The following is a 19,125-nucleotide window of genomic DNA, read 5'->3' on the forward strand; positions in this document are numbered from 1 at the left end:
TCGGGGCGGATCGTGGACATCCGGACGCCCCCGCATGGGATGATGGGCCGATGCCCGACCCGACGTCCCACGAACCGTCGTTGGCCGAGCCCATCCTGCACCGAGCCGCCCGGATCGAGGACGCCGTGCAGGAGTTCCGCGAACAACGTGCTCGGCGTCGCGGCCAGGTACCGACGGTGATCCCCTACACGGGCTATGGCGCACCGGGGTGGATCCGCGTGCTGTGCCGCGTCCTGCTCACCCGTCGCGGGCTGGCGTCCGACGTGTCGTACGAGGGTGTCCGCGGGTGGAAGTCCTTCACGAGCGTGGCCGTCGACCACGCCGAGGTGACCATCACCGCCGGCGGGTCGTCGCACACCGTGCAGTCCGACCGGGGCGGGGTCGTCGACGCCATCGTGCCGATCGACCTCGAGCCGGGGCGGCACACCATCCGCCTGACCGCCGGTGGCCAGCGCGACGTCGAAGCGGACGTGTTCGTCGTCCACCCCGACACCCGCTTCGGCCTGCTGTCCGACATCGACGACACGGTGATGGTCACGGCGCTCCCCCGCCCGTTGCTGGCCGCGTGGAACTCCTTCGTCGTCACCGAGCACGCGCGCCGACCGGTGCCGGGGATGTCCGTGCTGTACGAGCGGGTCCTCGCGCAACACCCCGGCGCACCGACGGTCTACCTGTCGACCGGGGCCTGGAACGTCGCACCGACGCTGCAGCGCTTCCTGACGCGCAACATGTACCCGTCCGGCACGCTGCTGCTCACCGACTGGGGGCCCACGCACGACCGGTTCTTCCGGAGCGGGCAGATGCACAAGCGCGAGAACCTGCGACGTCTGGCGCGGGACTTCCCCGACGTCCAGTGGCTGCTCGTCGGCGACGACGGGCAGCACGACGAGTCGCTGTACGGCGAGTTCGCCCGTGAGCACCCCGACAACGTCGCCGGGGTCGCGATCCGTCAGCTCTCCACGAGCGAGGCCGTCCTGGCCGGTGGCCGGTCCCGCGCGCAGGAGCGTTCCCGCGACTCGAGCGCCCCGTGGGTCTTCGCCCCGGACGGTGCCGGCCTGTGGAAGGAACTCGGACGCATCGGGCTCGCCGACCTCGGCGACCAGCCAGAAGTCTGAGCCCACCCTCAGTCGATCACTCCGGCAACCGGTGGACCATCGGCGGTCGGTGGTTCGATCAGGGGCATGGCCCAGCGAATCGAAGACCACGCGATCATCGGCGACTGCTACTCGGCAGCGCTCGTCGACCGCGCCGGCACCATCGACTGGGCGTGCCTGCCCCGCTTCGACAGCCCCTCGACGTTCGCGGCGCTGCTCGGCGACGAGCACGACGGACACTGGACCCTCCGACCGACCGACCCGGACGCCACCGCCCACCGGCACTACGCGAAGGACTCGCTGGTGCTGCGCACGGTGTGGACGACCGCCACCGGAGTCGTCGAGGTCACCGAGTTCATGCCGATCGGGGCGCACCGGGCCAGCATCGTGCGCCGGGTCCGTGGGCTGCGCGGCTCCGTCGACCTGCGCCAGGTCCTGCGCATCCGGTTCGACTACGCGCGGGCGCTGCCGTGGGTCCGCCAGATCGGCGACGACGACGGGCCGGCCCTGCTGGCGACCGCAGGACCGGACTCGGTCCTGGTCCGTGGCTGCCGCTTCCACGCCGACGACCACCGGCACGTCGCCGACGCGACCGTGCACGACGGCGACGTCCTGGACACGGTGCTCACCTGGTACCCCTCGCACCGCGAACCCCCCGAGCCGCTCGACGTCGACCAGGCGCTCGCCCGGACGACCGACTGGTGGCACACGTGGGCCGGCAAGACCCAGGTCGACGGCCCCTACGCCGACGCCACCCGGCAGTCGCTGCTGTTCCTCCGGGCGATGACCCACGCCGAGACCGGTGGCGTGGTGGCCGCCGTGACCACGAGCCTGCCCGAGGACCCGGGCGGCGAGCGGAACTGGGACTACCGGTACGTGTGGCTCCGGGACGCCTCGCTCGCCCTGGCCTCGCTCATCGCCCACGGCTACCAGGACGAGGCCAAGCACTGGCGAGGCTGGCTGCTCCGCGCGATCGCCGGCGACCCGGCCGACGTGCAGATCATGTACGGGATCGCCGGCGAGCGGGAGCTGCCCGAGCGCGAGCTCGACGAACTGTCCGGGTACGCCGGTTCCCGGCCGGTGCGCATCGGCAACGGCGCCTTCACGCAGTACCAGGGCGACGTGTTCGGCGAGGTCCTGGCGGCGCTGCACGACGCCCGCGAACTCGGGCTCGAGGAGAACGCGGACTCGTGGGCGCTGCAGCGGGCCCTGCTCGGGTACGTCGAGCAACACTGGAAGGAACCCGACAACGGCATCTGGGAGATGCGCGGACCCCGCCGGAGCTTCACACACTCGCGCGCGATGATCTGGGCCGCCTTCGACCGCGGCGTCGCTGCGGTCGAGGAGTTCGGGCTCGAGGGACCGGTCGCCCGCTGGCGGCAGCTCCGCGACGCCGTCCGTGCCGAGATCGACGAGCACGGGTGGAACGCTGACCGCGGGGCCTTCCGGCAGCACTACGACACCGACGAGGTCGACGCCAGCCTGCTCGTGCTCCCCCAGATCGGCTTCTGCAAACCGGACGACCCGCGGATGCTCGGCACGGTCGCCGCGATCGAGCAGGACCTGCGCGTCGGCGACGACGGGCTCGTGCTGCGCTACCGCACCTCGTCCGGCTTCGACGGCCTGAGCGGCAGTGAGCACCCGTTCCTGGCGTGCTCGTTCTGGCTCGTCGAGCAGTACGCGGCGTCGGGACGGGTCGACGACGCCGAACGTCTGATGGACGTCCTGGTCGGCTACGCCAACGACGTCGGCATGCTGTCCGAGGAGATCGACGTCGCCACCGGCCACCACATCGGCAACACCCCGCAGGCACTGTCGCACCTGACGCTGGTGTCGGCGTCCGACGCGATCAACCGTGCACGCGGCACGGCGGCCGGCCACCGCACGCGCGTGTCCCAGCACGACGGCTCGACCCGGTCCGCAACCGGCGAGGGCGAGCGCGCCGGCACCCCGGCCTGAGGCCGGACCGCGCACGACGGGTCGAACTGCGCGTTGGTGGTCGGATCTTCTGGCAACCAACGCACGTTCAGTCTGACCGGGTGAGCGGAGACAGACGGGAGGCCCGGTGCCAGCTGGCACCGGGCCTCCCGTCTTCCTTGCAACGACCTCGACAACATGCAATATGCAAAACTGTGATGTTGCGGATCATGTGTTTCCCCTTGTACGTTAGCCACGACGCATCGAGGGGGGTGACACATGAACGAACAGAACGCGACGTCGGAGGACGTCTTCGAGATCGAGGAGATCGCGGGCGGGGCTGACCGGCAGGTCCACCGCTGCTGACCGAATTCTTTTGGGGAGGGCGCACCGCGCCCTCCCCATCTGCTCGTGAGGTGACCATGATGATGTACAGGCTGCGTCCGGGGTGGTTCCGGCGCCACGAGGGCGACCACTGCGTGGTCTTCTTCGACGAGGATCGGGAGATCACGGTGACGGGCGCTGTCGTCGACGCGGTCGATTCGCCCAGACCCGGGCTCTTCACCGCGAGGACCAACGGACAAGCGAGGTTCCTGGCAGAGCTCCGCCGAAGAGGCGCGCTCGTACCGCACGACCCCTGCGACGCGACGACCGACGCGTCCGCCGCACCGCAAGCGGAGTACTTCGCCGCATTCTGTGACGATCCGCAAGCCGCGCAACAGGCCCTCGAACGGTCCCGGTTCATCGTCCTCGGTCTGGGCGGCACGGGTGCGGAGTTCCTCCGACTTGTCGCGGCGGCCGGCGTCCGTCGGTTCGTTCTGGTCGATGCCGACGTCGTCGAGGAGTCGAACAGCAACCGCCAGACCATCTACCAGAGGTCTGACATCGGACTGCCCAAAGCCGAGGCTGCCGCGCGGTACCTCGAGGCCCGGTACGCCACCGTCGAGACGATCTCGCTGCACACGAGGGTCCGCGGGGACCAGGCCCTTCGTGACATGCTCGTCGCACACGCTCCAGATCTCGTCTTCATCGCCGTCGATGAACCGATCGACACGATCGTGTCCGAACTCGCCGCTGAACTCCGGGCGCTGCAGGTGCCGTTCCTGGTCGCCGGCGTCGGCATCCGGCACGGCCACGTCCACGCAGTGTCAGATGCGCCGGCCGCCGATACGACGCTGCTGCCGACACGGGCGTCCATCGCCACGACGAACACGATGGTTGCTGCCTGTGCGGCGCACGCCGCCATCGAGCACGTCACTTCGCTCCACCTTCCGTTCGACCTGAAACGGCCTTGACGTGCTTCGGATCGTCCTGGATCGGCGTCCGGATGGAATCGGAGTGCATGCCACCGACTGGGCCGGCATGCAGCTGTCGAGGCTCTGGGCGACACCGCTGGTCGAACGCGAGGCTTCGTCGGGCCGTCACCGACCGATCGGAGTCACGAGCGTCGAGCGGGTCGCAGACCGCTGCTGGTCGCTCGGAGTCGACGGTGACCGGCTGCGTTCCGCGAGTGGGCTGCTCGAGGACTGGCGGATGTCGTCTTCGGTCCGCGGGTCCGACGCGTTCGCGTTCATCGAGCGCGTCTGGGTGGAATCTCCACGGTTCCTGCGCTTCACCACGCGGTCGTCGCACGATGACGTCCGCCCCTTCCTCGACTGCTACTCCCTGTGGGGAGGTCTCCGCGAGGCCGATCGAGCGGCAGTACAACGACGGCGACATCGATTCGCTGACATCTACGAGTGGCGTGACGCGGAGGTCGCGGTCGTGACGGACGCCGACGCACGGTCGTCTGGCGACGACGGCTGGACAATCGCGGCGGGACTGCCAGCATCGAGTCGCTGGAGCACACACCTGACGGAGACCGAGTTGACCTTCGCGACGGTACCGGCCTCGCCCATGCACCTCGCGCCCGTGGACCCGGCGGCGGTCCTCGCATCCTTCGGACCACCGGATCCTCGTCGCGGATTCATCCCGTTGGCCAAGCCGGTTCTTCCGATGCCGCTCCGTCCTGCTCAACCGACGCTCGAGCACACCGAGTTCTTCCCCAACCGTGATGTGGCAGATGCGCTCCGCCGCGCCGTGCATCGACGCCCCGGGCAGACCCCGCTGCGGCTCGAGGAACGGCGATTCCGCGAGCGGCGGGCCCACACGTTCCGCTCGGGGGTCGCGCTCGTGATCCTCATCCCGCTCAACTCCGCGCCCAGCGGGTTGCTCCGGGCGCTCGGGCCCCCTGCCGAGACGTCGGACATCGCGGCGTTCCGCCGGCTCTGCGACGCAATCGATCTGCGTCCGCAGTCCCGGCACGACGACGTTGCACGCGTTTGCGGTGTCGGCTCCGTCGCTCGGTACGTCGCCGGGAGTTCGAGCCCGCCGGAACTCGTCCGTTCGATCTCGTCCCGGGGCTTCTTGGCCCTCGAGAACCTGGAGGAACCATGAACCATCGCGCCATCGGGGTCGGTGGGCTCGCAGGGTGCGAGAGTGCGAGCGCCGTCGGCCTGCAGATCACCTACTTCGCCGTCCCACTCATCGCCATCGAGCGGTTCAACGCAGACGCAGTGTCCATCGGTGCGCTGAACCTCATGGACTCGATCGCTGCGCTCCTCTTCGGACTCGTCGCCGGAAACCTCATCGACCGAGCGGGTGGCGTGTTCGCAGTCGGCGCCGCCAACGTGCTCCGAGCGAGCGCGCTGTGCCTCCTCGGCGTCGCACTCGTGAACAGCCCGCAGATGTGGATGTTGTACGTGACGATGCTGCTCGTCGGGATCGCCTCGCTCACCCACGAGGCTGGGCTCTCCACGGCTGTGCAACAGCTCGGCGTGCGCTCGAGTCGTTCGCTGAACCGGGTCAACGCCCTGCTCCGCGGGAGCTCGGTTGTGGCGGAGCTCGCCGGACCCGGGCTCGCCGGGGTGGTCGTCGTGCTGGTGGGTTTCGGCGCTGCGCTCATCATCGGCGGAATCGCGTTCGCCGTCGCGGCGGCGGTCTGTGTCGCTTTCTGGTTCGTGATCGACCGACCCTCCGTGAACCAAGAACACGACTCAGCATCGGGGCCGGAGGGTGAGCGAGGGTCACGCTTCGCCGACGGGCTCCGGTTCATCTTCGCCGACCGAGTCCTCCGTGACCTCACCCTGTCATCGACACAGTTCAACCTGTTCAGCGCAGCCTTCCAGGCGGTCTTCCTGATCTACTGCGTCCGCGTCCTCGACCTGGGAACGCCGGGAGTGGCGGTCCTGGGCGTCGCCGCTGGCATCGGTGGGCTTCTCGGGTCGTTCATGGCGGCTTCGGGTGCAGTGGCACGCCGACAGAAGACCTGGTACCTCTGCGCTCTGGGTGTCCCGGCCGTCTGCGTTCTCGCGATCGTCGGTGCGAGCAGCTTGTCCCACGGGGTCTCCTTGGTCGTCGTCGCTGTTGCGGAGGCGGTGTTCTCGTCGTGCATGGTCCTGTGCATCGTGCTCTTCAACACACTCCGGCAGATGCGCAGCCCTGAAGCCCTGGCCGGACGAATCGCGGCGTCCGAGCGTGTGCTGGCACTCGCGGGGGAGGTTCCCGGCGCGCTGCTCGGCGGATTCCTCGGGGTGGTCGTCGGCGTGCACGCGCCGATGGTCATCGCGGCCGTGGGGATGTCAGCATCCCTGTTCTGGGTCCTGCGTGTGCCGGACTGGTCCGAGCGCCGACCGCTCGAACCAGTCGGAGGCTGAGGATCTCGACGACGACGGCCCGGAGGAGCAACGTCCGGTGTCCGCCTGCTACAGGGAGTCGGCGAACTCCCGCACCAGGTGGCGGACGACCTCGCGCAGGTCGCCGTCGTGCTGCTGCGCGACCACGAGCTGCCGCTGGTACGACGCCCCCCGCTCGATCATCGTGTCCAGGTGGTGCAGCTCGTCGACGCACCCGAGCCGCTCGGCGATCGGGTCGAGCCGGGTCACCAGGTCGTGCACCTCGTCGGTGACCAGTCGTTCGTCGCCGGCCACGTTGGTGATGATCTCGGCGTCCATGCCGTAGCGGGCCGCACGCCACTTGTTCTCGCGGACGAACCACGGCTGCATGGTCGGCAGGGTCTCGCCCGCGTCGAGCCGGTCGGAGCACGCCGTCACCAGACACTGCACGAGCGCGGTGACCGCCCCGACCTCGTGCAGGGTGGACAGGCCGTCGGAGACCCGGTTCTCCAGCGTGCCCCACCCCGGTGACGGTCGGATGTCCCACCGCAGGTCCTTGACGCCCTCGATCACACCGGTGTGGGTCAGGTCACCCACGACCTCTTCGAAGTTCGCCCACGCACCGAGCTGCGGGGGCAGACCGCCGGTGGGGAGCTGCTGGAACATGAGCGCCCGGTTCGACGCGTACCCGGTGTCGGTGCCGCCCCAGAACGGACTCGACGCGGTGAACGCCTGCAGGTGCGGCACGTAGGCGAGCATCGCGTTCATGATCGGGATGGCCTTGTCGCGGTCGTCGATCCCGACGTGCACGTGGACACCCCAGATGAGCATCTGCCGTCCCCACCAGCGCGTGCGGTCGATCAGCGTCGTGTAGTGCTCGCTGTCCGGGGTGATCTCCTGCTGGTCCCACACCGCGAACGGATGGGTGCCGGAGCACATCACCTGGGCGTCGAGGGGTGCGGCGGCGTCGATCACCTCGCCGATCGTGCTCGACAGCTCCGCGGTGGCTCCCGCGACGGTGTCGTGCACCCCGGTGACGACCTCGACCGTGTTGGTGAGCAGTTCTTCGGTCACCTTCTCGCGGTCGCCCAGGCGTTCGTGCACGGCGGCGATGACCGCGGGGGCCCGGGGCGCCAGGTCCCCGGTGTCCCGGTCGACCAGCGGGAGTTCCCACTCGACGCCGATGGTCGACGGGCGGGACTCGGTGAAGCGGATGTCCATGCTGTACATCCTGCCCGGCTCCTTGTCGGACACGCACAACCAACGCCCGTCCCGATCGTGCGGTTCCGGTTCTCAGCACTTCCCCACCGGGTTTACCGTAGAAGCGCAGCCGAAGGGGAAGAAGGACGCATGCAGTTGGTCGTTCGTGGGACGTCCGCACCGCTCATCGGGGAACTCGACGTTCCCGTCTCCAAGTACCACGCGCACCGCGCCCTGGTCCTCGCGTCACTGGCGCCGGGGACCAGCATCGTCTCCGGGATCAGTTCGACCCGCCAGGTCGAGTGGACCGTGGGGACGCTCCGCGCCCTGGGCGTCGACATCAGACGCCGGGGGAACGCCTACCACGTCACCGGTCTCGGGGGTCGGTACCAGGCGACCGACGTCGTCGACCACGGTTCGCGCGGCGCCGACGGCCTGCTCAACATGGGATCCTCGGGCACGACGCTGTACTTCATGACCGGGCTCGCGTCGCTGGCCGACAAGCCCATGACGCTGTCGGGGATGAAGTACTTCCAGCGCCGACCGATCAAGGCGCTGCTGACCTCGCTCACCCAGATGGGGATCGAGCTCGAGGCCACGCACGACTGCCCGCCGGTCACCGTCCAGCCCCGACGGCCGCGCGGTGGCGACGTGCAGATCGCCGGCACGTTGTCGCAGTGGATCTCCGGGCTGCTGCTCGTCGCGCCGTTCGCCGACCACGAGACCCGCATCCACGTCACCGGCGGCCGGCTCAACGAACAGCCCTACGTCGAACTGACCGTCCGCATGATGCGGGAGTTCGGCCTGCGCGTCGAGGTCTCCGACGACTGGCTGGAGTACCGCATCCCCGCGGGCCAGCAGGCCACGCCGCACGACTACGTCATCCCGCCGGACATCGGCTCGGCCGCGTTCGGCATCGCCGCCGCCGGCATCCGCGAGTCGAACGTGCTGCTGCGCGGCATGACCTCGTTCCGCACCGCGGACACCGACCACCCGGAGAGCGAGTTCCTCGACCTGGCCACGGCGATGGGCGTCCCGATGCGCATCGACGACGAGACCGGGTTCGTGCGCATCGAGCACGACGGCTCCCCGCTCCGACCGCTCGACATCGACTGCCAGCCGATCCCCGACCTGCTGCCGGTGCTGTCGACGATGGCGACCTTCGCCGAGGGCACCACCCGGCTGTGGAACGTCGCGCACATCCGGCTCAAGGAGTCGGACCGTGTCGCCGCGATGCTGCAGCTGAACCGGATGGGCGGTCGCGCCGAACAGGGAGCGGACGAGCTCCGCGTGACCGGGGTCGGCGCCGGCGGACTGCACGGGGCGTCGATGTCCTCGTTCAACGACCACCGCGTCCTGATGTCGCTCGCCGTCGCGGCATCCCGGGCCGACGGCGTGTCCGCGCTGACCTACCCCCGCGCCTACCGCATCTCGTACCCCACCTTCCTCGAGGCGATGAACTCGGTCGGTCTCGACATGGAGGTCGGCGACGCGCTCGCCGCGACGGCCGAAGCCGACGAGCGCGCGGGCCGCATCGAGCGTGCCGACGTGCCGGACCAGACGACCGACCTGGGCGACGACCCCACGCGGGCCGCCCGAGACGACGCCCCGTCCGCACGCACCGGCGTGGACGCCCGGTCCGCTCGCCCCGGCGTGGACGCGCTGTCCGAGCGCACCGGTGTGGACGCCGACCCACTGGTCCTCAGCGAGCGGGTCCGCGCCCTGGCCGACACCGAGCCCGAAGGTCTGGCCGTGATCGAGGTCGGCGGCCCCGAGCCGGTGGACACCACGTGGCGCGAGCTGCAGGACGAGGCCGACCGGGTCTCGGCGCTGCTGCTCGAACTCGGCGTCCGCCGCGGTGAGTCCGTCGCGATGCAGCTGCCGAACTGGCGCGAGTTCGTCGCGATCACCCTGGGCGCCATCCAGATCGGCGCGGTGACGACCCCGATCATGCCGGTGTTCGGTCCGCGCGAGACGACCATGACGCTCGCCCGGTCCCGCGCCCGCGTGGTGTTCCTGCCGAACGTCTTCCGCAAGCGTCGCCCCGCGCTCGAACTGCTCGACGTCATCGACGAGGCGGCGGCCCAGCAGCGCCGTCTCGCCGTCGAGCACGTCGTCGTGATCCGGTCCGAGGCGCGCGGCCAGGGCGACACCCCCACGAACCAGCCACCGCTGCCCGCCGACGCGTCCGCGCGCGTCGCCGCAAGCGAGTGGAACTGGCGCTACTACGACACCGCGCTCAGCAGCGTGCACGTGGACGTCGAGCAGATCACCGCGCACGCCCCGACGCCCGACGACGTCTGCCAGCTGCTCTTCACCTCGGGCACCACGGGCGAGCCGAAGGGCGTGCAGCACCCGCACCGCACGCTGGGCCTGGCCACGGCCATGCACGTGGCACAGTCCGGGTTGACCAAGGGCGACCGCATCTACATCCCGTCCCCGCTGGCGCACCAGACCGGGTTCCTGTACGGCATGCTGCTGGCCTTCCGGCTCGGCGCCGCCCAGGTCATCCAGCCCGTGTGGGACGGCCGTGCCGCGCTCGACCAGGCGTTCGGCGTCGCCGGTGCGACCTTCGTGCAGTGCGCGACCCCGTTCCTGACCGACCTGGTCGACCTGGTCGAGGCCGGTGCGCCGGCTCCGGCGTCCCTGCGGGTCTTCGTGCCGACGGGCGCGGCCGTGCCCCGTGCGCTCGCCCAGCGCGCATCGACGGTGCTCGGCACCGCGATCCTGGGTGCGTTCGGCACGAGTGAGACGTGTCTCGGTGCGCTGTCCAGCCCGACGGACGACCCGGCCGACGCGTACGGCCACGACGGTCGTGCGCTGCCCGGCATCCGGCTGCGGATCGTCGACGACGAGGGCAACGAGCTGCCGGCGGACACCGAGGGCAACTTCGAGCTGCACTCGCCGACGATGTTCGACGGGTACCTCGACCGACCGGACCTGACCGACGACGTCTTCACCCAGGACGGCTGGTACCGGACCGGGGACCTGGCGAAGGTCGATGCCAAGGGCTTCCTGTCCATCACCGGTCGCATCAAGGACGTCATCAACCGCGGCGGCGAGAAGATCCCCGTGGTCGAGATCGAGAACCTGCTGTACCAGCACCCGCTCGTCACCGACGTCGCCATCGTCGCGATGCCCGACGACCGGCTGGGGGAGCGGGCCTGTGCGTACGTCGTGTCCGCCCGTGCCGACGAGCCGCTCGACTTCGGCGCGATGCAGCGGTACCTCGAGCACGCCGGTGTCAGCAGGTACTACTGGCCCGAGCGGCTGGAGTACCTCGACGAACTGCCCCGCAACGCGGTGGGCAAGGTCCAGAAGAACGTCCTGCGCGAGCATGCGGCGGCGCTCGTGACGACGAAGGAGAACGAACGATGACGATGGTCACGGAACCCGCGGTCGAGCAGGACTTCGCGCAGCTCAAGGCCGAGGTCACCGCGTGGGTGCGGGGCCGCGGCGAGGAGTGGGCGAACGAGATCGAGCGCACCGGCACGGTCGCGCCCGAGCTGTTCCAGGAACTCAAGGACAAGGGGTGGCTGAGCCTGGCCGCGCCGCCCGAGCTGGGCGGCCGGGGCATCCCGTTCTCGCGCTACCTCGAGGTGATGGAGATCGTGTCCCGTTCGCACGCCTCGATCCGGATGCTGGTGCACGTCATCAACGGCACGTGGCGCGCCATGGCCCCCTACGCCACCCCCGAGCAGATCGAGCGGGTCGTCAAGCCCAGCGTGGCCGGCGACAAGCTGGTCGCCTTCACCCTCACCGAGGCCACGGCCGGCACGGGCGCGGACATCCGCACGACGGTCCGTCGCGAGGGCGACACGTACGTGATGAACGGCGAGAAGCACCTCATCACGTTCGGCGTCAAGTGCGACTACTGGCTGATCGCCGCACGGCTCGAGGGCACCACGGGCCAGGACGGCACCGTCGCGTTCCTGATGCCGAACTCCGGGCTGCCCGGGGCCGAGGTGATCGACGACTCCGACACGATGGGCATCCGCGGCACCGACCACGCGATCCTGCGCTTCACCGACACGCCGATCCCCGCGAGCGCCCGCCTGGGCGACGAGGGCCAGGGGCTCGAGGTCGCCCTCGGTGGCTTCCTGCTGCCCAGCCGTGTGTCGGTCGCGATGAGCGCCGTCGGGCTGGCAGAGCGCGCGAACGAGCTGGCCGTGGAGTACGCGAACGAACGCGAGACCTTCGGGAAGAAGCTCTCGACCCGCCAGGCGATCCAGTTCTACCTGGCCGAGAACTACGCCGACATCGCCGCAGCCCGTGCCCTGGTGCTCGAGGCCGCCCGCGCGTACGAGGAGGGCCGCCCCGACGCCGGCACGCTGTCGAGCGCCTCGAAGATGGTCGCCGTCGACATGCTGGCCCGCGTCACGGACAAGGCCCTGCAGGTGCACGGCGGGCAGGGCTACTGGAAGCGCAACGCCATCGAGCGCGTCTACCGTGACGCCCGCGCGCAGCGCTTCGAAGAGGGCACGAACGAGATCCAGAAGCTGGTCGTCGGCCGCGCCGTCGTGACCGGCCAGGCCGGCTTCTAGCCGCACCCCAGAACGCAACGGGAGGCCCGCGGCGGGCCCGCCACGGGCCTCCCGTCCGCCACCACCCACGTAGAGGACCCCAGTGACCGACTCCACCACCGCACCCATCGCGCTCATCACCGGAGCCTCCCGCGGCATCGGCCGCCTGCTCGCGCAGAAGCTCGGCCAGCGCGGCGTCACCGTCGTGGTGACGTACAAGGGCAACGCCGACCTGGCCGAGCAGTCCCTCGCCGATGTCAAGGCCGCCGGCGGCGACGGCATCACGGCGCAGGTCGACATCGAACAGCCCGAGTCGATCGACGCGCTGTTCGACCTGGTGCGGGACACCTACGGCCGGCTGGACATGTTCGTCGCGAACGCCGCCGCCAGCGCCTTCAAGCCCGTCGCGCAGCTGAAGCTCCACCACCTCGACCGCAGCTACGCCACGAACGCCCGCTCGTTCGTCCTCGGCGCGCAGCGTGCCGCCGAGCTGATGGACCGTGGCGGCCGGATCGTCGTCGTGACCTCGTACGGGTCGCTCCGTGCGTTCCCGACCTACGCGGCCCTCGGCGCGGCGAAGGCGATGACCGAGGCGTACACGAAGTACATGGCGGTCGAGTACGGCCCCCGGCAGATCACCGTCAACGCGGTGAACGGCGGGCTCATCGACACCGACTCGCTGGACTACTTCTACAACGCGGTGCCGGGCATGGCGCCGATGGAGACGGTGATCGAGAAGCTGCCGCTGCAGCGCCCGGGCACCGCGGACGACATGGCCGACGCCGTGGACTTCCTGCTGTCCGACAAGGCGTCGTACATCACGGGCCAGACCCTGTCGGTGGACGGTGGGCTGACCGTCATCGCACCGCCGTACTGGGCCGACACGACCTCGCCGCTCCGGGACGCGGTGCTCCCCACGGCGCCCGCTGGGGCAGAGTAGGGGCATGAGCACCGTCGCCGTCCCGGACCTCGCCGTCGTCGCCTCGCCCTGGACGCTCGGACCCCTGACGCTGCCGAACCGGGTCGTCATGGGGTCCATGCACACCGGGCTCGAGGTGCACGACGACGGCGGTGCCGGGCTGGCGGCGTTCTACCGCGAGCGCGCTGCGGGCGGGGCGGCGTGCATCATCACCGGCGGCATCGCGATCAGCGACGAGGCGCGCGGTGGCCCGGACTTCGCGGTGTTCGGGGTCGACGGCGCGGACGAGCGGTTCCGGGTCGCGGTGCAGGCCGTGCACGACGAGGGCGGCACGATCCTGGCGCAGCTGTTCCACGCTGGCCGGTACGCCCTGGTCGGCGGCATGGTCGACCGGCACGGGGAACCCCAGCGTGCGGTCGCCCCGTCGGCACTGCCGTGGGCAGCGGCACGTGGGGTCATCCCGACCGAGCTGACCCCGGCAGAGGTCGAGCAGACCGTCGAGGACTTCGCCGCGGCAGCACGGAGCGCCCGGGACATCGGCTTCGACGGCGTCGAGATCATGGCGTCCGAGGGCTACCTGATCAACCAGTTCTGCTCGCCGCTGACGAACCTGCGGACGGACGCGTGGGGCGGCACGGCGGCGAAGCGTCGGCGGTTTGCGGTGGCCGTCGTGCGGGCGGTCCGTGCGGCGGCGCCCGACCTGGCCGTGACGATCCGCCTGTCGGGCGCCGACCTGATGCCGGGCTCGACGACCGACGACGAGGTCGACGCGCTCGTCCACGACCTGCTGCCCCTGGGGCTCGACGGCATCTCGGTCGGCATCGGCTGGCACGAGTCCAGGACGCCGACCGTGCAGGCCGCCGTGCCACACGGTGCCTGGCTGGCCTACGCCTCGCGGATCGCCCGGGTGGTCCGCGCGTCGGAGCACCCCGACGTGCGGGTGATCGCGTCGAACCGGATGACGGACCTGCGGGACGGCGAGGCCGTGCTGGCCGACGGGCTGGTCGACGCCGTGGCACTGGCGCGACCGTTCCTGGCCGACCCGGACATCGTCGCGCGGTCGGTCGCGGGTCGGTTCGACCTGGTCAACACGTGCATCGGCTGCAACCAGGCGTGCCTGGACCGCTCGATCATCGGCGCACCGGTGTCGTGCCTGGTGAACCCCCGCGCCGGCCGCGAGGTCGCGTTCCCGGTCCGGCCGACGTCCGAGCCCAGGCGGGTCGACGTCGTCGGTGGGGGACCGGCCGGACTGGCCGCCGCCGTGGACGCCGCCCGCCGCGGGCACCGCGTGACGCTCTGGGAGGCCGCCGACGAGCTCGGCGGCCAGTTCGGCCTGGCCGCACTGATCCCCGGCAAAGAGGACTACGCGGCGACCGTCCGCGCCGCACGCGCCGAGCTCGCCGAGCGCGGGGCGACCGTCCACCTGGGCCGAGCCGCGACCGCCGCGGACCTGACCGACAGCGACGCCGTCGTGCTGGCGCCGGGCGTCGTCCCGCGCACCGTCGACGTCCCGGGCGCCGAGCTGCCGCACGTGCAGACGTACGAGCAGGCGCTCCGCGACGGGGTCCCCGCGGGCACCGTCGCGGTCATCGGTGGCGGCGGCATCGGCGTGGACACCGCGGCGTTCCTGACCGAGTCGCCGGACGAGTCGCTGCGCGCGCGGGCGTTCGCCGAGCGGTGGGACGTGACCGTGGCCGACGACGTGCTCGGGCCACTGCCCCAGCGCCAGCCGGCCGCCGTGCGGACGACCCGTCCCGGCGACCAGGTCACCGTGCTCCGGCGCTCGGGCAAGTTCGGCCAGGGGGTCGGGCTCACCTCGCGGTGGGTCGCCCTCGGACGGCTCCGTGACGCGGGGGTGCACCTGGTCGGCGGCGTGCAGGAGTACCTGCGCATCGAACCGGGTGCCCTGTGGATCCGCGACGAGGCCGGCGTCGAGCGCTCGGTCCCGGCCGACCGCGTGGTGGTCTGCGCCGGACAGGAGTCCTCGGTCGACGGCGCGGGGGACGGTGCCGACGGACAGCCGGACGCGACCGACGGCCCGCTGGACGGGTCTGGCGGACTGGTGTCGGGCCTCCAGGCGGCCGGCGTGCCGTTCGCCGTGGTCGGTGGCGCCCGCGACGCGCGCAGTGTCGACGCGGTCCGCGCGACGTCCGAGGCCCTCGAAGCGGTCCGTTCCCTCGCCCCGTAGCGCCGCGCCGTGGTCGCTGGCTCGCTTCTGGCCCCGACATCTGCAAGAATGAACGGTCGAATCGTGTCCGCTCGACCCTCTATCCAGCGGATGACGATCTCATTCGAGCTTCCACCGCGCGTGCCCCCACGCCCGCGGTTCCGGTTCAACCACAACAACACGCAACAGGAGCATTTGTGGCTGTCAAGATCCGTCTCAAGCGTCTCGGCAAGATCCGAGCACCGTACTACCGCATCGTCGTGGCCGACTCGCGCACCAAGCGCGACGGTCGCGTGATCGAGGAGATCGGCAAGTACCACCCGACCGAGGAGCCCTCGTTCATCGAGGTCAAGTCGGACCGGGCGCAGTACTGGCTCGGCGTCGGCGCGCAGCCGACCGAGCAGGTCGCTGCCCTTCTCAAGCTGACCGGCGACTGGGCCAAGTTCAAGGGCGAGAAGGACACCGAGTCCAAGGTCAAGGTCAAGCAGCCGAAGGAGCCCTTCACCGTCGACTCGTCGAAGAAGGCCGTCCTGAAGCCCAAGTCGGAGAAGAAGGCCCCGGCCGCTCCGGCCGAGGCCGACGCTGACGCAGCAACGACCGAGGCGTGACTCCTTGCTCGCTTCTGCGCTGACGCACCTCGTCAAGGGGATCGTCGATCACCCTGACGACGTGCGCGTCGCCAGTTCCACCTCCGCGCGGGGCGAGGTCCTCGAGGTGCGCGTGCACCCCGAGGACCTCGGCCGCGTGATCGGACGCGCCGGTCGGACCGCCAAGGCGCTCCGCACCCTCGTCACGGCTCTGGCCGATGGCAAGCGGGTGCGGGTCGACGTGGTCGACACCGATTCCTGACGAGGCGACCCAACTCCGGGTGGGTCGCATCACCAAGGCGCACGGGCTCAAGGGCGGTCTCAAGCTCGAGCTCTACACCGACGACCCGGATCGTCGGTTCACGCACGGAGCGGTCTTCTCGCTCCAGGTTCCCGACGACTCACCGTGGTCGGGCAAGACCATCGCCATCGACGAACTCCGCTGGTACAACGGTCACGCGGTCGCCTTCTTCGAGGGCATCGCCGACCGTGACGCCGCCGAGACGCTCGCGCGGGCGATCCTGTGGGTCGACCAGGACCCCGACGAAGAGACCGGCGAGGACGACGCCTGGTACGACCACCAGCTGGTCGGCCTCGACGTCGTCCGTGACGGTGTCTCCGTCGGCACCGTCGCACGCGTCGACCACCTGCCCGCGCAGGACCTGCTCGCCGTGACGACGCCGGACCGCGGCGAGGTGCTCGTGCCGTTCGTGTCGGCCATCGTGCCGAGCGTCGACATCGCCGGGCGCACCGTCACGGTGACCCCGCCGACGGGCCTGTTCGAGGACCCCGAGGACATGTCCCGCCCCGAGACGGTGACCCCGGCTCGGGAACCCCGGGACTGACCGTGCGGATCGACATCGTCACGATCTTCCCGGAGTTCTTCGGCGTGCTCGACGTCTCGTTGCTCGGCCGCGCCCGGCAGGGCGGCCTGCTCGACCTGCACGTGCACGACCTGCGTTCGTGGACGACCGACCGGCACCGCACCGTCGACGACACCCCGTACGGCGGTGGCGCCGGCATGGTCATGAAGCCCGAGCCGTGGGCGCAGGCGCTGTCGTCGATCCTGCGGTCGGACGGCTCGTCGACGCTCGTCGTCCCCACCCCGGCCGGCACGCCCTTCCGGCAGTCGATCGCCCGGTCGCTGGCCGACCACGAGCACCTGGTGTTCGCCTGCGGGCGGTACGAGGGCATCGATGCTCGGGTGTTCGAGTGGGCCGCTACGCGCAGCACCGTCGTCGAGCTCTCGCTCGGCGACTACGTGCTGAACGGCGGCGAGGTCGCGGCGATGGCCATGATCGAGGCCGTCGGACGCCTGGTCCCCGGAGTCGTCGGCAACCCCGAGTCCCTGGTCGAGGAGTCCCACGAGGACGGCCTGCTCGAGTACCCCTCGTACACCAAGCCGGCATCGTGGCGCGAGCTCGACGTCCCCGACGTCCTGCTCAGTGGCCACCACGGCCGCGTCGCCGCGTGGCGGCACGAGCAGCAGCTGGAGCGGACGCGGCGCGTCCGACCGGACCTGCTGCCCCAGGACGGCGCGTAGGCAGTCGAACCGCGCGTTGGTGGTCCGGATTCCGGACCACCAACGCGAGGTTCGGCCTGCTGTGCGGGAGGCCTGCTGTGTGTGCGGCCCCTTCTGGCTGGCTGGAGGCCCGTGGCCAGCTGGCACCGGGCCTCCTGTCCGGCTACTGGTCGCGCTGGGCGCGACGGAGCGTCAGGATCTCCGGACCGTGTTCCGTGACCGCCACCGTGTGCTCGACGTGCGCGGCGCGCGAGCCGTCGACGCTCTTGAGCGTCCAGCCGTCGTCGTCCTGGTACAGCTCGTCGGTGCCGCGCATCAACCACGGCTCGATCGCGACGACGAGTCCCGGGCGGAGCTTCAGGCCGCGGCCCGGTCGTCCGTCGTTCGGCACGTGCGGCTCGCCGTGCATGGTGCGGCCGACGCCGTGCCCGCCGAACTGCAGGTTGACGTCGTAGCCGCCCTGGTGTGCGACCGCGCCGATCGCGTGCGAGACGTCGCCGAGCTTGTTGCCCGGACGCGCCTGGGCGATCCCGGCCACGAGCGCGCGCTCCACCGTGTCGATCAGGCGTTGGTCCTCGGCGTCGGGGGTACCGACCTGCACCGTGACGGCGGAGTCGGCGACCCACCCGTCGACACTCGCGGCGAAGTCCATGCTGACGACGTCGCCGTCCTGCAGGCGGTAGGCGTGCGGCAGCCCGTGCAGGGCGGCGTCGTTGACCGAGGTGCACAGGTTCCGGCCGAACGGCGACCGGCCGAACGACGGGTGGTAGTCGACGTAGCAGCTGACAGCACCGCGGTCCGCGATCATCCGGGCCGCCACCTGGTCGAGGTCGAGCAGGTCCACGCCGACGTCGACCGTGGTGAGCAGCTCGTCGAGCACGTCGGCGACGAACCGGCCCGCGGCTCGGAGTCCGTCGAGTTCGGCGGGGGTGCGGAGTTCGATCATGCGTCCATCCTGGTCGGTGCGGATCCGTTTGGCTGCAGCCGGGCGATGTGGCATCATGGATCGCTGTGCCCTGGCTGGACTCTGCCACGGGGGAGTCGCCGACACCGGGCACATCACCACTTCGTTTCCGAAACCGATCCGCGGCGACCCGTGTGCGTCCGCAGAGAGTGACCCAACCATGAGCCAACTCCTCGACAACGTCGACGCAGCATCGCTGCGGACCGACGTCCCCGACTTCCGCGCGGGAGACACCGTCAAGGTCCACGTCAACATCATCGAAGGCACGCGCTCGCGCGTCCAGGTCTTCCAGGGTGTCGTCATCGGCCGTCAGGGCCACGGGCTCGGCGAGACCTTCAAGGTCCGCAAGGTCAGCTTCCAGGTCGGCGTCGAGCGCTGGTTCCCGGTGCACTCGCCGATCATCGACCACATCGAGATCGTCACCCGCGGTGACGTCCGTCGCGCGAAGCTGTACTACCTCCGCGAACTCCGCGGCAAGGCAGCCCGCCGCAAGATCAAGGAGAAGCGCGACAACTGATCGCCTTCACAGTGAGGTCCGCGAGCCGGACACCGCTGACGGCCCCCGGTCCATGTACGGTT

General features: G+C 70.6%; 16 protein-coding genes. 14 read left to right on the plus strand and 2 right to left on the minus strand.

The features are described from left to right. Nucleotides 1-50: 50 nt before the first annotated feature. From MT346_RS00430 to MT346_RS00450, 5 genes are all read left to right on the plus strand, one after another. Nucleotides 51-1,115 (plus strand): App1 family protein, encoded by a 1,065-nt coding sequence (locus MT346_RS00430; protein WP_243560636.1) that lies wholly within the window; start codon nucleotides 51-53, stop codon nucleotides 1,113-1,115. 66 nt (nucleotides 1,116-1,181) lie between these two features. After that, on the plus strand, nucleotides 1,182-3,053 hold the full coding sequence (locus MT346_RS00435; protein WP_243560638.1) for a glycoside hydrolase family 15 protein: 1,872 nt from the start codon (nucleotides 1,182-1,184) through the stop codon (nucleotides 3,051-3,053). A gap of 380 nt (nucleotides 3,054-3,433) precedes the next feature. Further along, nucleotides 3,434-4,306 (plus strand): ThiF family adenylyltransferase, encoded by an 873-nt coding sequence (locus MT346_RS00440; protein WP_243561062.1) that lies wholly within the window; start codon nucleotides 3,434-3,436, stop codon nucleotides 4,304-4,306. A 700-nt stretch (nucleotides 4,307-5,006) separates the two neighbouring features. Further along, the gene (locus MT346_RS00445; RefSeq protein WP_243560640.1) at nucleotides 5,007-5,447 is read left to right on the plus strand and encodes a hypothetical protein; all 441 of its coding nucleotides are present in this window, start codon (nucleotides 5,007-5,009) and stop codon (nucleotides 5,445-5,447) included. Next, nucleotides 5,444-6,706 carry an MFS transporter gene (locus MT346_RS00450; RefSeq protein ID WP_243560642.1) on the plus strand — a complete coding sequence of 421 codons (1,263 nt, stop codon included), beginning with the start codon at nucleotides 5,444-5,446 and terminating at the stop codon, nucleotides 6,704-6,706. Before MT346_RS00445 ends, MT346_RS00450 begins: the two co-directional genes overlap by 4 nt. A 48-nt stretch (nucleotides 6,707-6,754) precedes the next feature. On the opposite strand, the gene MT346_RS00455 is transcribed toward MT346_RS00450, so the two are convergent. Further along, nucleotides 6,755-7,894 carry a glutamate--cysteine ligase gene (locus MT346_RS00455; protein WP_243560644.1) on the minus strand — a complete coding sequence of 380 codons (1,140 nt, stop codon included), beginning with the start codon at nucleotides 7,892-7,894 and terminating at the stop codon, nucleotides 6,755-6,757. Nucleotides 7,895-8,014: 120 nt separating this feature from the next. Here MT346_RS00455 and aroA point away from each other — a divergent pair, with 120 nt between their 5' ends. From aroA to trmD, 8 genes are all read left to right on the plus strand, one after another. Further along, entirely contained in the window at nucleotides 8,015-11,242 is a 3,228-nt protein-coding gene (gene aroA, locus MT346_RS00460; RefSeq protein ID WP_243560647.1) for a 3-phosphoshikimate 1-carboxyvinyltransferase, read from the plus strand. Next, nucleotides 11,239-12,408, plus strand: a complete 1,170-nt coding sequence (locus MT346_RS00465; RefSeq protein ID WP_243560649.1) for an acyl-CoA dehydrogenase family protein — start codon at nucleotides 11,239-11,241, stop codon at nucleotides 12,406-12,408. Before aroA ends, MT346_RS00465 begins: the two co-directional genes overlap by 4 nt. 82 nt (nucleotides 12,409-12,490) lie before the next feature. Then, nucleotides 12,491-13,327 (plus strand): SDR family oxidoreductase, encoded by an 837-nt coding sequence (locus MT346_RS00470; RefSeq protein WP_243560651.1) that lies wholly within the window; start codon nucleotides 12,491-12,493, stop codon nucleotides 13,325-13,327. 4 nt (nucleotides 13,328-13,331) lie between these two features. Continuing rightward, the gene (locus MT346_RS00475) at nucleotides 13,332-15,494 is read left to right on the plus strand and encodes an FAD-dependent oxidoreductase (protein WP_243560653.1); all 2,163 of its coding nucleotides are present in this window, start codon (nucleotides 13,332-13,334) and stop codon (nucleotides 15,492-15,494) included. A 176-nt stretch (nucleotides 15,495-15,670) separates the two neighbouring features. Further along, nucleotides 15,671-16,081: a 30S ribosomal protein S16 gene (gene rpsP / locus MT346_RS00480; protein WP_243560655.1), complete on the plus strand. Its 411-nt coding sequence runs from the start codon at nucleotides 15,671-15,673 to the stop codon at nucleotides 16,079-16,081. A gap of 4 nt (nucleotides 16,082-16,085) precedes the next feature. Continuing rightward, entirely contained in the window at nucleotides 16,086-16,322 is a 237-nt protein-coding gene (locus MT346_RS00485) for an RNA-binding protein (RefSeq protein ID WP_056126038.1), read from the plus strand. Further along, nucleotides 16,279-16,905, plus strand: a complete 627-nt coding sequence (gene rimM, locus MT346_RS00490) for a ribosome maturation factor RimM (RefSeq protein WP_243560657.1) — start codon at nucleotides 16,279-16,281, stop codon at nucleotides 16,903-16,905. Before MT346_RS00485 ends, rimM begins: the two co-directional genes overlap by 44 nt. Before the next feature lie 2 nt (nucleotides 16,906-16,907). Then, nucleotides 16,908-17,603 (plus strand): tRNA (guanosine(37)-N1)-methyltransferase TrmD, encoded by a 696-nt coding sequence (trmD, locus tag MT346_RS00495; RefSeq protein WP_243560660.1) that lies wholly within the window; start codon nucleotides 16,908-16,910, stop codon nucleotides 17,601-17,603. Between the two features lie 142 nt (nucleotides 17,604-17,745). Here the strand turns inward: trmD and map are convergent, their stop codons facing one another. Then, nucleotides 17,746-18,528: a type I methionyl aminopeptidase gene (gene map / locus MT346_RS00500; RefSeq protein WP_243560661.1), complete on the minus strand. Its 783-nt coding sequence runs from the start codon at nucleotides 18,526-18,528 to the stop codon at nucleotides 17,746-17,748. Between the two features lie 178 nt (nucleotides 18,529-18,706). Between map and rplS the strand changes: the two genes are divergently transcribed. After that, nucleotides 18,707-19,063: a 50S ribosomal protein L19 gene (gene rplS, locus MT346_RS00505; RefSeq protein WP_243560663.1), complete on the plus strand. Its 357-nt coding sequence runs from the start codon at nucleotides 18,707-18,709 to the stop codon at nucleotides 19,061-19,063. Nucleotides 19,064-19,125 lie beyond the last annotated feature (62 nt).

This window comes from Curtobacterium sp. VKM Ac-2922 (assembly GCF_022815645.1).
GTDB lineage: Bacteria > Actinomycetota > Actinomycetes > Actinomycetales > Microbacteriaceae > Curtobacterium.

Excerpts from the sequence above, each read along its gene's own strand:
- MT346_RS00440 (WP_243561062.1), top strand. The coding sequence starts at position 3,434 with ATGATGATGTACAGGCTGCGTCCGGGGTGGTTCCGGCGCCACGAGGGC.
- aroA (WP_243560647.1), top strand. The coding sequence starts at position 8,015 with ATGCAGTTGGTCGTTCGTGGGACGTCCGCACCGCTCATCGGGGAACTC.
- MT346_RS00450 (WP_243560642.1), top strand. The coding sequence starts at position 5,444 with ATGAACCATCGCGCCATCGGGGTCGGTGGGCTCGCAGGGTGCGAGAGT.
- map (WP_243560661.1), bottom strand. The coding sequence starts at position 18,528 with ATGATCGAACTCCGCACCCCCGCCGAACTCGACGGACTCCGAGCCGCG.
- rimM (WP_243560657.1), top strand. The coding sequence starts at position 16,279 with ATGGCAAGCGGGTGCGGGTCGACGTGGTCGACACCGATTCCTGACGAG.
- MT346_RS00435 (WP_243560638.1), top strand. The coding sequence starts at position 1,182 with ATGGCCCAGCGAATCGAAGACCACGCGATCATCGGCGACTGCTACTCG.
- rplS (WP_243560663.1), top strand. The coding sequence starts at position 18,707 with ATGAGCCAACTCCTCGACAACGTCGACGCAGCATCGCTGCGGACCGAC.
- MT346_RS00465 (WP_243560649.1), top strand. The coding sequence starts at position 11,239 with ATGACGATGGTCACGGAACCCGCGGTCGAGCAGGACTTCGCGCAGCTC.
- MT346_RS00445 (WP_243560640.1), top strand. The coding sequence starts at position 5,007 with ATGCCGCTCCGTCCTGCTCAACCGACGCTCGAGCACACCGAGTTCTTC.
- MT346_RS00455 (WP_243560644.1), bottom strand. The coding sequence starts at position 7,894 with ATGTACAGCATGGACATCCGCTTCACCGAGTCCCGCCCGTCGACCATC.
- MT346_RS00475 (WP_243560653.1), top strand. The coding sequence starts at position 13,332 with ATGAGCACCGTCGCCGTCCCGGACCTCGCCGTCGTCGCCTCGCCCTGG.
- MT346_RS00430 (WP_243560636.1), top strand. The coding sequence starts at position 51 with ATGCCCGACCCGACGTCCCACGAACCGTCGTTGGCCGAGCCCATCCTG.